The sequence below is a fragment of the Aeromonas sp. QDB39 genome (assembly GCF_027707585.1).
Taxonomy (GTDB): domain Bacteria; phylum Pseudomonadota; class Gammaproteobacteria; order Enterobacterales; family Aeromonadaceae; genus Aeromonas; species Aeromonas hydrophila.
The window spans coordinates 26759-39081 of sequence record NZ_JAPCIV010000043.1 but is presented as its reverse complement, the minus strand read 5'-3'; the positions used below and the strand labels follow the sequence as shown (position 1 = coordinate 39081).

Genomic DNA, 12323 nt, shown 5'->3' with positions numbered 1-12323 from the left:
TATAGACAGTGGCAGGCCCTTTTCCAGATTTACTTATGTGTGTGGGTTGCTTTTCCTACACCGCTACCTAAGGGTAACAAACTCTTCCGCGCTGGTCGGATGGATGGCGACGCAGTTGTCGAAGTCCGCCTTGGTGGCGCCCATCTTCATGGCGACGCCGAAGCCTTGCAGGATCTCGTCCATCGCAAAGCCGATGCCGTGCAGGCCGACCACCTTCTCTTCCGGCCCGACACAGACCAGTTTCATCCGGGTGGGCTGGCGATGCAGGGTCAGCGCCGAGTACATGGCGGTGAACTGGCTGCGGTAGACCTTGATCTGATCTTCACCGTATTCGGCAACGGCTTCCGGCTCGGTCAGGCCGATGGTGCCGATGGGGGGGTGGCTGAACACCACGGTTGGCACCAGATCGTAGTTGAGGTGCTCGTTCGGCTTGTTGTTGAACAGCCGCTCGGAGAGGCGGCGGCCCGCCGCGACAGCCACCGGGGTGAGCTGGATGCGGCCAGTGTTGTCACCGACGGCATAGAGGTTGGCGACGGCGGTGTTCTGGAACTTGTCGGTCGGGATAAAGCCCTTCTCGTCCAACTCGATACCGGCGGCGGCCAGATTGAGGTTGTCGGTGGCCGGGACGCGGCCGATGGCCCAGATCAGGCAGTCGACGGTGAGGTGGCGACCATCTTCCAGTTGCAGGGTCAGGCTCTCATCGGCGTTCTTGACCACGGCTTTCGGAATGGCGTGGGTGTGCAGCTTGGGCCCTTCCTGCGCCATGATTTCGACCAGAGTCTCGTGGATCATGGGGTCGAAGTTGCGCAGCGGCGCATGTTTGCGCACCACCAGGTGGGTCTCGGAGCCGAGCGCCTGCATCACGCCGGCGATCTCTACCGCGATATAGCCGGCCCCTACCACGGCAACCCGCTTGGGCTGGCTCTGCAGCTCGAAGAAGCCGTCGGAGTCGATGCCCAGCTCTGCACCCGGGATGGCCGGCACTTCAGGGCGGCCGCCGGTGGCGATCAGGATGTGATCGGCGCTGTACTGCTCGCCATTCACTTCGATGGTGTTGCTGCTGACGAAGCGGGCGAAGCCCTTGATGACGGTGATCTGGTTCTTGCCCAGCACGTTCTGGTAGGACTGATGAATGCGGCCGATGTAGGCCTGGCGGGACTCGACCAGCTTGGCCCAGTTGAAGTGGTTGAGGGTGGTGTCGAAGCCGTAGTCGGCGCCATATTTCAGGGCATCGGCGATCTGGCCGGCATACCACATGGCCTTCTTCGGCACGCAGCCGACGTTGACGCAGGTTCCACCCAACTCTTTGGCTTCAATCAGGGCAACTTTCTTACCGTACATGGCAGCCCGGTTGGCCGAGGCGATGCCGCCGCTGCCGCCGCCGATGGCGATATAGTCAAAATGCTGTGCCATTGCGAGGTTCTCCGCTCATTAAGAATGCAATCACAGCATGATGGGGATAAAGCGGCTGGCTCACAAGAGCCAGCGTTCAGTTATGTTGGATCGGCAGGCGAATATGGAACTGGGCGCCGTTGTCCGGCTCGCTGACGCAGTTGATGCGACCGCGCAGCAGCTGCACCACCAGGTTGTAGATGATGTGGGTGCCGAGCCCGCTGCCGCCCTGGCCCCGCTTGGAGGTGACAAAGGGGTCGAAGATGCGCGGCAAGATCTCGGGCGGGATGCCGCGGCCGTTGTCGCTGTAGTCGATCAGCAGCTCTTCACCCTGCTGTTCCACCTTGATGGTGATCTTCTTGGGCTTGTCCCAGTTGTCGAAGCCATGGTTGATGGAGTTGAGGATCAGGTTCGAATAGATCTGGGTGAAGCTGCCGGGGAAGGAGAAGATCGACAGCTTGGGATCGCACTGGATATCCACCTCGCACTGGGCCTTCTTCAACTTGTGACCGAGGGAGACCACCACCTGGTGCAGGTTGTCGGCGAGGCTGAAGTTGTAGCGAGCCTCGGACGACTGATCCACCGCCACCTGCTTGAAGCTGGCGATGAGCTCCGAAGCGCGGCGCAGGTTGCCCTGCAGCAGCTGCATGGACTCGTCGAGGTTGACGGTAAATTCGGTGAGATAGGAGCGCGACAGCTGCTTGGAGTCGATGTGCTGCTTGAAGTCGGCCACCCGCTCCTGCAGGTAGGAGGAGGCAGTCACGCTGATGCCGATGGGGGTGTTGATCTCGTGGGCCACGCCGGCCACCAGCGAACCGAGGGAGGCCATCTTCTCCGACTCCACCAGGGTCTGCTGGGCTTGTTTCAGATCGTCGTAGGCCTTGCCCAGCTGGTCGTTGGCATCGCTCAGGCTGCGGGTACGCTCCACCACCTTGCCCTCCAGCTGTTCGTTGAGCTGGATGATCTCCCGCTCCACCTTCTTGAGGCGGGTGATGTCGTAGCCAAAGCCGATCAGATACTTGAGGTTGGGCCCCTCGTAGAAGGGGGCGAAGGTCCACTGCAGTACCAGCTCGTGGCCCTGCTGGTCATGCATGATGACCTCTTTGTCCTCGATGGAACCGTGATCGGCCAGGATGGCCGCCAGCTCATCGCGCTGGGCCTTGCTGACGAACAGATCCAGCCAGTTGTGCTGCAGTATCTCCTGCTGGTGGTAGCCAGTCAGCAGAATGGCCGCCGGGTTGATGCTGGCGATGTTGAGGTCCGGCTCCATGCAGCAGATGACCATGTTGGCCGAGTTGATCAGGGTGGCGGAGAAGTCACGCTCCTGTTGCAGCTGCTCGGCGGCCTGATGGCGCGCCGCAAATTCGTCGTTCAGCCGGGTACGCATCTGGTTGAGGGTGGCGACCAGGGTGTCGAGCTCGTCGGGTTTCTTGCGGGGCAGGGGGCGCCCCTCCAGGGTCAACTCGATGGCCAGCCGGTCCAGATTGAACTTCTGGGCATAGTTGGCGATGCGGTTGAGGTGCCGCACCACCAGGTAGTAGATGATGATCAGGATGCAGAACGAGACCACCAGGGTCTTGATGGTCTGGCTGACCATGATCAGTACCGATTTCTCGATCAGGCGCTGGTAGATCTGCTCGAGGGAGGCGGCGACGAACAGCTTGCCCACCACTTCACCCTGATAGGTGAGGTTGAACTCGCGGGAGATGTCGTAGCTTTCCCGCTCCACCCCCTGGGTCAGCAGCGGCACTTCCGAGTTGCCGAGCATCTCCTTCACCATCACGAACTGCATGTTGGGCAGGTTCATGATGCCTTCGATCTGTACCTTGACCTGCTCTTCGTCCAGGTTCCACAGACTGGCCGCGATGGGCTGGAGGAAGGAGGCCTCGATCTGGCCGATGCTGTCCTCGATCACGGCCACGTCCTTGCGGTAATCCCAGGCAAGCTGCAACACCGTAATGATCATCGCCAATACGGTACTGCACACCAGAATGTAGGAGAGCAGGCGGTATGAGAGTCCGTTACGGCCGACGGCCTTAGCGGTCTTGGAGAAGAGTCCTGACATGGCGTCCTTGCGGTCTGGATATATTGCCATTTAGTTTAACTGCTTCATGCACTTATGTCGTGTTTCGTTAGCGTGATAAAAACAAGGCCCCGAAACGGGGCCTTGTTGATTAAGAACGGTTTTTAATGACTCCCTTTCGCCTTGGGCGGAATGGATTCGTCAAACACCGGCAGCGGTTTGTGTTCGGAGGCCAGGTAGGTGTAGATCACCGGCAGCACGAACAGGGTGAACAGGGTGCCGATGGCCAGACCGGCCACGATCACGATGCCGATGCTGAAGCGCTGGGCAGCCCCGGCCCCCGTTGCATAGAGCAGCGGGATGAGACCGGCGATCATGGCGGCCGTGGTCATCAGGATGGGGCGTAGACGCACCTTGGCGGCGGCCATCACGGCCTCCATCCGGTTGCGACCGTGCAGCAGCTGCTCCTCCTTGGCCACCTCGCAGATCAGGATACCGTGCTTGGTAATCAGGCCGACCAGGGTGATCAGACCCACCTGGGAGTAGATGTTCATGGTGGCGGCACCCCAGGCCAGCGCGATCAGTGCGCCACTGATGGCCAGCGGCACGGAGACCATGATCACCAGCGGGTCGCGGGCCGACTCGAACTGGATCGCCAGCACCAGGAAGATGATGGCCAGCGCCAGGGCGAAGGTGGCGTACAGGGCGCTGCCTTCGGTCACGAACTGGCGGGCTTCACCCATGTAGTCGTAACGGTAACCTTGCGGCAGCTTCTCGCTGGCGGTGGCATCCAGCCAGGCGATGGCGTTGCCCATGGTGGTGCCCGGCATCAGCACGGCACCTATGGTGGCCGAGTTGAGCTGGTTGAAGTGGGGCAGGGCGCGCGGTTCGCCGACCACCTCGATGCTGATCAGGCTGCCGAGCGGGATGGACTGGCCATCGGCCGCCCGCACGTAGTAACCCTTGATCGACTCGGGGTTGAGGCGGTATTTGCGCTCGACCTGCGGGATCACCTCGTAGGAGCGGCCATCCAGGTCGATCCGGTTGACGTAACCGTCCGACATCATGGTGCCCAGGGTAATGCCGATGTCCTGCATGGTGATGCCGTAGGCACCCGCCTTGTCCTTGTCGATCTTGATCTTCATGGTGGCGGAGTCGTACTGCAGGTCCAGCTCGGAGTAGACGAAGCGTCCGCTCCCCTGGGCTGCGGTCAGGATCTCGCTCGCCACCTGATAGAGGCTCTCGAAGTTGTTCGGCGTGGTGATGACGAACTGGATCGGCAGGCCGCTCGAGGCACCCGGCAATTCCGGGAACTGGAAGGTGGTGATGGACATGCCGGGCACGTTCTCGACCAGCTTGCCAACCCGTTCCAGCACCTCTTTCTGGCTCGCTTCACGCTGGCTCCACGGCACCATGGAGGCGATACCGAACGCCTGGTTGGCGTTGAACACCCCGGAGAAGACCTGGGAGAAGGCCACTTCCGGCTGTTCGTCCAGCACCTTGTTCACCTGTTCCATGGTGCCCTGGATATAGTCCAGGTTGACGTTGGAGGGGGCGGTACCCAGCACGGCCATGACGCCCTTGTCTTCGTTCGGTGCCAGTTCGCTCGGAATGAACTTGAACAGCATCGGCAGGCTGGCGAAGACGATGACGGCGAACAGCACCACCACGATGCGCTTCTGCATCACTGCGTGCAGCATGGCATCGTAGCGGACCGTCATGCGATCGAGCAGATGATGCACCTTGCTCTCGAACTTGCCCGGCTCCTCGTTGGCCTTGAGCATCTTGGCGCACATCATGGGCGAGAGGGTCAGCGCTATGATGCCCGACACGAACACGGCGCCGGCCAGGGTGAGGGCAAACTCCTTGAACAGGGAGCCGGTGATGCCCCCCATCAGGGCGATCGGCGCATACACGGCGGCCAGGGTGACCGTCATGGCGATGACCGGCACGGCGATTTCACGGGTGCCTATGATGGCGGCCCGGAACGGTTCTTCCCCCTCCTTGACGTGGCGATCCACGTTCTCCAGCACCACGATGGCGTCATCCACCACCAGACCGATGGCCAGCACCATGGCCAGCAGGGTCATCAGGTTGATGGAGAAGCCGAACATCTGCATCACCATCACCACCCCGATCAGGCTGAGGGGAATGGTGATAATCGGGATGATGACCGCCCGGAACGAACCCAGGAACAGGGTGATCACCACCAGCACGATGGCGGCCGCCTCGGCGATGGTCTTGATGACTTCGCTGATCGATTCGTTGATGGCAACGGTCGAGTCATAGAGGACGTTGGCCTCCATGGTGCTCGGCATGTTGCTCTTCAGGCTCGGCAGCATCTCCAGCACGTCGTGGGCGATGTTGATCGGGTTGGCGGTCGGTGCCGCGTTGATGGCCAGTACCACGGCCTCGCGGCCGTTGGCGGTGGCGCGATAGGTGTCGTGGCTCTTCTCCAGGGTCACCTTGGCGATGTCGGCCAGGCGGATCACCTTGCCGTCACGTGTGGAGACCACCAGGCGCTCGAGCTCCTCGGTGGTGTTGACCTGGGTCTCGGCGTTGCCGTTGTAGAGGGTGAAGTAGCCGGTGGCCTGGCCGGTGGCGGACTGATAGTTGTTGCTGTTGAGCACGTTCATCACGTCCGCGGCGGTCAGGTTGAACGCCGCCATCTTGGCCGGATCCAGCCATACCCGCAGGGCGTACTTGGTACCGCCGTACATGTCGACCTTGGAGACGCCGCCGACGGTGAAGAGCTGGGGCTTGATGACCCGCTCCAGGTAGTCGGTGATCTGGCTGGCGTTGAGCTCTGGGCTGGTGAAGCCGATGTAGAGCACCGCCGTGGTGGAGCCGGTGGACATGGTGACCGAGGGGTCTTCCGACTCCTTGGGCAACTGGGAACGTACCGAGTTGACCTTGGCCAGAATGTCGGACAGGGCAGCGTTGGGATCGGTGTTGAGCTTCATGTAAGCGGTGATGGTGGAGCTGCCGAGCTGGGTGGACGACGTCATGAAGTCGATGTTGTCCGCCTGGGCGATGGCCTGTTCCAGCGGCTGGGTGATGAAGCCCTGGATCAGGTCGGCACTCGCGCCGTAATAGCTGGTGCTGACCGTGACGACCGTGTTGGTCATCTCGGGGTACTCGCGCACCTGCATCTTGAACACGGCCTGCAAGCCCAGCAACGCGATCAGAAAGCTGATCGAGATGGCCAGGATGGGCCGTTTGATGAATATGTCGGTAAAGCGCATCTGTCTCTCCGCGTTTTACAGCATGGGAGCCTGGTCAGGAACCTTCAGACCCTGATCCTGCACGATTTTTACCTTGGCGCCGTTGCTCAGGCGTACCTGGCCGGACATGACCACTTCGTCACCCGCCTTGATGCCGGAGACCACGTGGGCATCGTTGCCCTTGCGCTCGCTCACCTTGACCACCACCTGTTCGACGCGTTTCACGCCGTCCTGCTCCTTGACCAGGTAGACGTTCTCGCCGTACAGGGTGAAGGTGATGGCGGTCTGCGGCAGCACTATCTGGTCCTTCTGGGCCGGCAGCAGGATGCTGGCGCGGGCAAACATGCCGGAGCGCAGCAGGCCGTCGTTGTTGGGGATGTTCGCCTGCACCTGGATCAGGCCGCTCTGGTAGTTGACGGCCGGCTCGATGGCGCTGATGTGACCCTTGAACTGGCGGTTCGGGTAGGCATCCACGTTGATCCGGATCTCCTGATTCAGGCTGATGCGGGAGATGTCGGTCTGCGGCACGGTGAAGCGCAGGCGCATCACGCTGGTGTCTTCCAGCCGCACTATGTCGGTGCCCGGTTGCAGGTACTGACCGAGGAAGACGTTGCGCAGGCCGACCACGCCGGCAAACGGTGCGCGCACTTCGCGGCGGGCGATGGTCGATTTCAGGCTCTCGATGTCGGCCTCGAGGGAACGATAGGTCGCCTCGGCATCATCCAGCTGGTCGCGGGAGATGGAACCCTTGGTAAACAGGTTCTGGTAGCGTTCGTACTTGGCCTTGGCCGCCGGCAGCTTGGCCATGGAGGCGCGCAGGTTGGCCTTCTCGACGCTGGCGTCCAGGCTCAGCAGCAGCTGGTCCAGCTTGACGGTGGCGCCGGATTCGAAGGAGATGCTGTCGATGGTACCGGACTGCTCGGTCGACAGGGTCACCCCCTGATTGGGTTCGATGAAGCCGATCGCCTCGATGGTCGGTACCCAGTCACGGGTCTCCACCTTGTGGGTGGTGACCGGGAACTCGGGCTCCGGCATGTTGGCCATGTAGTTGGCTATCATCTTTTGCTTGAACAGGTTGAAGCCAATCACGCTGCCGAACAGGGCCAGCGCGATGAGCAACATGATGCTCATCCACTTTTTCATGAACTCTCGCTCCTGAGATATGAGTGCAATGTTTAAGGGGTCAAAATGGCTCGCCAGCTGGCCCGGATCACGGCTTCCAGCTGCTCTTGCGTCAGTTCGAATTGGTGAACCTGGCGTTGAAACGCCAGATTTGCCACACAGTCCAGGCTCAGCACCTGCAGTACCCGAACGGGCAGGTCGATAAACAGGCCCTGTTCTATCCCCCGTTCGTAGAAGCGATCCAGCGGGGCCCAGGCGGCCTGGATGACCGGGTCCTGCTCCAGCTCCGCTCCCAGCGGGGATGTTTCATACTGCAATTTGCATTTGAGCGCGTTCGGTTCGTCGACAAAGATGGCGTGGATGTTGAGCCACAGCCGCCGAAATTGTTCGAACGATACCTCCTCTGTCTGCACGCCTTCCATGACCAGGGGATGACACTGGAGGATGGTGTGCCGATAGAGTTGACGGATGAGGTCATCCTTGTCGCTGAAATAGCGATAGATGGTGCCTGCCGCCACTCTGGCTTTCTTGGCCACCACGGCAATGGAGAGGCCGTGGAAACCCTGTTCGCCGAGTACTTCATGAGCCGCATCGAAAATGCGTTCTTTCTTGTTCATGATTGGATGATCACAACGACTGAATGAACGTTCATTCATTCTAGGGAGGCTTTGAGGCAAGTCAAGTTTTGCCCATCATCGGATTGCTATGTGGGGGGAGCCAAAAGTAGCGGAGCTGGGCTGGATCCAGCCTGAATGAAACAAAAACGCTTAAAAAAAGCCAGAAACGATGGAAAAACAAGCGGTTGATTCTGAGGGATAAAAAAATAGTAGACAAGGTGGGTCCCCATCATTAATATTGCGCCCCGTTCGACAGCGTAGCGCCCGTAGCTCAGCTGGATAGAGCGCTGCCCTCCGGAGGCAGAGGTCACAGGTTCGAATCCTGTCGGGCGCACCATCAAAAGTGCGCCGGTTAAGCGGGCGAGTTGAAGAACGAAAACAGCTGTGGTGGCTGTAGCTCAGTTGGTAGAGTCCCGGATTGTGATTCCGGTTGTCGTGGGTTCGAGCCCCATCAGCCACCCCATTTTACAGCTTGTCAGGTATGCGAAGGTGGCGGAATTGGTAGACGCGCTAGCTTCAGGTGTTAGTGCCCCCCGGGTGTGAGGGTTCGAGTCCCTCTCTTCGCACCATACTTGCTGTATGACGAGGATGACCGTTCATGGTCGTCTTTGTGTTTTGAAAAGAAAGCTTTTTTAAAGCCTCGGTGATTAGCGCAGCCCGGTAGCGCATCTGGTTTGGGACCAGAGGGTCAAAGGTTCGAATCCTTTATCACCGACCACATTCTGAAAAACCCCGCTCAGGCGGGGTTTTTTGCTTTCTGTCGTCTGCCAGCCTGTAGCCGCAGGTTTCTGTCACGTCTGTTTACATTTCTGTTGGCACTTTCTCGCTGTCGCTTCGGGTATGCTGGGATGCAGACCCACGGCAAGTGGGCGTTATTGAACACAATTCAGGCCAACATGTCATATGCACCCAAATTCTTTACGCGTCAGTACACTGGCGCTGGTTGTCGTGGCCCTCAGCGGCTGCTCATACAAACCCAAACCCGACGAGATCCTGATGGGGGCTGCCCCCATGCAGAGTATTGCCACCTCTGCGCTGGTAACCGATGCCGGATTCTGCGTGGCCCTCAATGACCACAATCAGCTGATCACCCAGCCTTGCGACCAGACTGTTCGCCAGCAGTTCAGCTGGGATGCCGGTGCCTTGCAGCTTGACCAGCGTTGCCTGGTGGCCAAAGGGGTGAGCGAGCTGACCATGGCCGAGTGCCAGGATGAGAGCCGGCAATGGCAGTGGCAGGAAGATCGGCTGTTCAACAGCAAGGCTGACCGCTGTCTGGATGTGGCCGGCCGTCGTCACAAGCCGGGCACCCCGCTGCGGCTGGCCGACTGTTTCGGCGGGGCCAACCAGAGCTTCGCATGGCAGAACAAGGGCAGCATGTTCGACAAGCTGAACCTGAAAAGCCTCATCTGGTAGAGCGTCAGGCCAGCCTGGCCAGCTCCCCGTGGCTGGCCGCGAGGCCATGCCCTGCCGGTTCCATCTCCTGTTCGGCGGCCAGCGCGATGCGGGCCATGGCGGCGACTGCTTCCACCGGATAGCGGCCGGTTGCCGACTCGGCCGATAGCATCACCGCATCGCTGCCATCCATGACGGCGTTGGCCACATCCATGACCTCGGCCCGGGTGGGCATGAGGCTGGCAATCATGGACTCCATCATCTGGGTAGCGGTGATGACCGGGCGGCCGAGCGCCCGGCAGCGCCGGATCAACCTCTTCTGCACGCCGGGCAGTCTGGCATCGCCAATCTCTACCCCCAGATCCCCACGCGCCACCATGATGAGGTCGGCGGCGTGAATCAGCTCATCCATGGCGGCCACTGACACCACCACCTCCGCCCGTTCCACCTTGGCCACGATGGCCGCCCGGCTACCGCTGGCACGAATGAGGGTTCTGGCCTCTTCGAGATCGGCGGCGCTGCGCGGAAACGAGACGGCGATATAGTCGGCCTCGAGCAGGCGGGCCGTCAGGATGTCGGCCTTGTCCTTGTCGGTCAGGGCCGGAGCGCTCAGACCGCCGCCCAGCACGTTGATGCCCTTGCGGCTGGACAGGGTACCGCCGACCAGCACCCGGGTTTCGATGCGCTCGTCGATCACCTGTTCCACGCAGAGCTGGATGCGGCCGTCATCCAGCAGCACGACGTTGCCCGTCTGCAGTTCGCCGGCCAGCGCCGGATAGTCGGTACCGACCCGGGATTGATCGCCCAAGTGGCTGTCCAGGCAGGCATCAATGGTAAAGGGGTCGCCCGGTTGCAGCTGGATGCTGCCGTCGGCAAAGCTAGCGATGCGGATCTTGGGGCCCTGCAGGTCGGCGAGGATGCCTATCTCGCGGTCGAGGCGGGCGGCGCAGGCCCGGATCTTGGCCGCTAAGGCCAGGTGTTGCTCCGGACTGCCGTGGGAGAAGTTCAGCCTGAATACATTGGCTCCCGCCTGGATCAGCTGCTCCACCATGGCGGCGGATGAGCTGGCCGGGCCCAGGGTGGCGATGATTTTGGTCTTGCGCATGGGATGCTCCTGTTGCGAGGAAAACGCACAAGGGTGGCCGACGGGCCACCCTTGTGCTGAACGGGGATCAGTGGTTGACGACTTTCTTGGCATTCCACACCGTCATGGCGAGCAGCATGGAGACCACGGAGGCACCGAGCCAGAAGTACTGGGCGCTGCTGAAGTCGTAGTGGGTGACGCCGTCGATCTCGCTGGTCTTGATCAGGGCGGCGGAGACCAGCTCCTGGATGGAGGCGGCGATGTAGGAGCAGAGGCCGATGAAGCCCTTCACGGCGCCCACTGCGGTCTTGGGCATCAGGTCGCAGGCGGTCAGACCGGCGAGGAAGACCACTAGCCCGCCGATGGCATAACCGATCAGGGCGAGGGCGACGGCATCCATCATGCGGCTCTGCGGGCCCCAGAACATCAGGCACATGCCGGCCACGTTGGCCAAGCCGTAGAGCAGGGTCGGGATGTGGCGGTTGGCGTTGAACAGCTTGTCGGAGATGATCCCGGCCAGAATGGCGCCGAGGAAACCGGCGATGGGATAGGCCGACATGGCGAAGCCGGCGTCGATCAGGCTGTAGCCCTTCTGCTCCTGCAGGTAGAGCACGGCCCAGGAGCTCATGGCGTAGCGGGACATGTACATGCAGGCGCAGGCGGCGGCGATGAGCCAGACGGCGGGCTGCTTGAGCACGAACAGCTGGGCGCGGCGGATTTCGGCCGGGTCCACCTTCTTGGCAATCTCGGGTGCTTCACCAAAGGCGACGGCCGGCTCCGGCAGGGCGTAGGTTTGCGGGCGATCTTTCAGCACCAGATACATGCACAGGGCGGCGATCAGGGAGGCGATGCCGGCGCCGATGAAACCGGCCTTCCAGCCGAAGTAGCTGACGATGGTGGCGGTCAGGATCCAGGAGATGCCTTCCCCTATGTTGCGCGAGCCGCCCCAGATGGAGTAGACCGATCCCCGCTGCTTGGGGGAGAACCACTGGAAGATGGAGACGCAGGAGGGGGCGGACCCGACGGACTGGAACCAGCCGTTCAGGCCCCACATCAGCACCAGAAAGAAGGTGGCGGTGTTCATGCCCATCAGGATGGTGCAGATGGACGAGAGCCCCAGCGAGACCGACATGAAGCGGCCTATGTTGGCGTAGTCGGAGAGGAAACCGTTGGAGAACTTGCCGACGGCGTAGGTAAACAGGAAGGCGGAGCCGATGACCCCCAGCTCTTCCAGGGTCACCACGCCGGAGTCCAGCATGGGCTTCTTGACCACGTTGAGGCTCATGCGCACGACATAGAACATGGCGTAACCGAGTACCAGACCTAGGAAGACCTGCCACTGGTACTTGCGGTAAATGGAGCGGATTTTATCGGGCGAGGCTTCCATGACCGGCAGGTCGGCTCGCGTCTTGAAAAAGTTGAACATGGGGTTCTCCGTTTATATTTGGCAGCTTGGTTTCAGAGGGAGC

Annotated in this window: 8 protein-coding genes and 4 tRNA genes; 5 read left to right on the top strand and 7 right to left on the bottom strand. The window is 61.0% G+C overall.

Features of this window, described 5'->3' with window-relative positions:
* Positions 1–63: 63 nt before the first annotated feature.
* The 5 genes from gorA to PG899_RS20410 form a co-directional block, all read right to left on the bottom strand.
* A complete protein-coding gene (gorA, locus tag PG899_RS20430; RefSeq protein WP_270697605.1) occupies positions 64–1413 on the bottom strand; it encodes a glutathione-disulfide reductase in 1350 nt (449 codons plus the stop codon).
* A 76-nt stretch (positions 1414–1489) separates the two neighbouring features.
* Complete coding sequence (locus PG899_RS20425; protein WP_175044303.1) at positions 1490–3457, bottom strand: ATP-binding protein; 1968 nt, start codon at positions 3455–3457, stop codon at positions 1490–1492.
* A gap of 122 nt (positions 3458–3579) precedes the next feature.
* Entirely contained in the window at positions 3580–6660 is a 3081-nt protein-coding gene (locus PG899_RS20420; RefSeq protein WP_077097160.1) for a multidrug efflux RND transporter permease subunit, read from the bottom strand.
* Positions 6661–6675: 15 nt separating this feature from the next.
* On the bottom strand, positions 6676–7782 hold the full coding sequence (locus PG899_RS20415; RefSeq protein WP_005307097.1) for an efflux RND transporter periplasmic adaptor subunit: 1107 nt from the start codon (positions 7780–7782) through the stop codon (positions 6676–6678).
* A 32-nt stretch (positions 7783–7814) separates the two neighbouring features.
* Complete coding sequence (locus PG899_RS20410; RefSeq protein ID WP_026141424.1) at positions 7815–8378, bottom strand: TetR/AcrR family transcriptional regulator; 564 nt, start codon at positions 8376–8378, stop codon at positions 7815–7817.
* A gap of 260 nt (positions 8379–8638) precedes the next feature.
* On the opposite strand from PG899_RS20410, the gene PG899_RS20405 reads away from it, so the two are divergent.
* The 5 genes from PG899_RS20405 to PG899_RS20385 all read left to right on the top strand — a co-directional run bounded on the left by PG899_RS20405 (position 8639) and on the right by PG899_RS20385 (position 9791).
* A tRNA-Arg gene (locus tag PG899_RS20405) sits at positions 8639–8715 on the top strand.
* A 50-nt stretch (positions 8716–8765) separates the two neighbouring features.
* A tRNA-His gene (locus PG899_RS20400) sits at positions 8766–8841 on the top strand.
* Between the two features lie 20 nt (positions 8842–8861).
* Positions 8862–8947: transfer RNA gene (locus tag PG899_RS20395), tRNA-Leu, on the top strand.
* 72 nt (positions 8948–9019) lie between these two features.
* A tRNA-Pro gene (locus PG899_RS20390) sits at positions 9020–9096 on the top strand.
* 185 nt (positions 9097–9281) lie between these two features.
* Positions 9282–9791: an RICIN domain-containing protein gene (locus PG899_RS20385; RefSeq protein ID WP_123785057.1), complete on the top strand. Its 510-nt coding sequence runs from the start codon at positions 9282–9284 to the stop codon at positions 9789–9791.
* A gap of 4 nt (positions 9792–9795) precedes the next feature.
* On the opposite strand, the gene pyk is transcribed toward PG899_RS20385, so the two are convergent.
* Together pyk and PG899_RS20375 are read right to left on the bottom strand one after the other, a co-directional pair.
* A complete protein-coding gene (gene pyk, locus PG899_RS20380; protein WP_077097162.1) occupies positions 9796–10875 on the bottom strand; it encodes a pyruvate kinase in 1080 nt (359 codons plus the stop codon).
* A gap of 67 nt (positions 10876–10942) precedes the next feature.
* On the bottom strand, positions 10943–12280 hold the full coding sequence (locus PG899_RS20375; RefSeq protein WP_024945907.1) for an MFS transporter: 1338 nt from the start codon (positions 12278–12280) through the stop codon (positions 10943–10945).
* Positions 12281–12323: the final 43 nt, after the last annotated feature.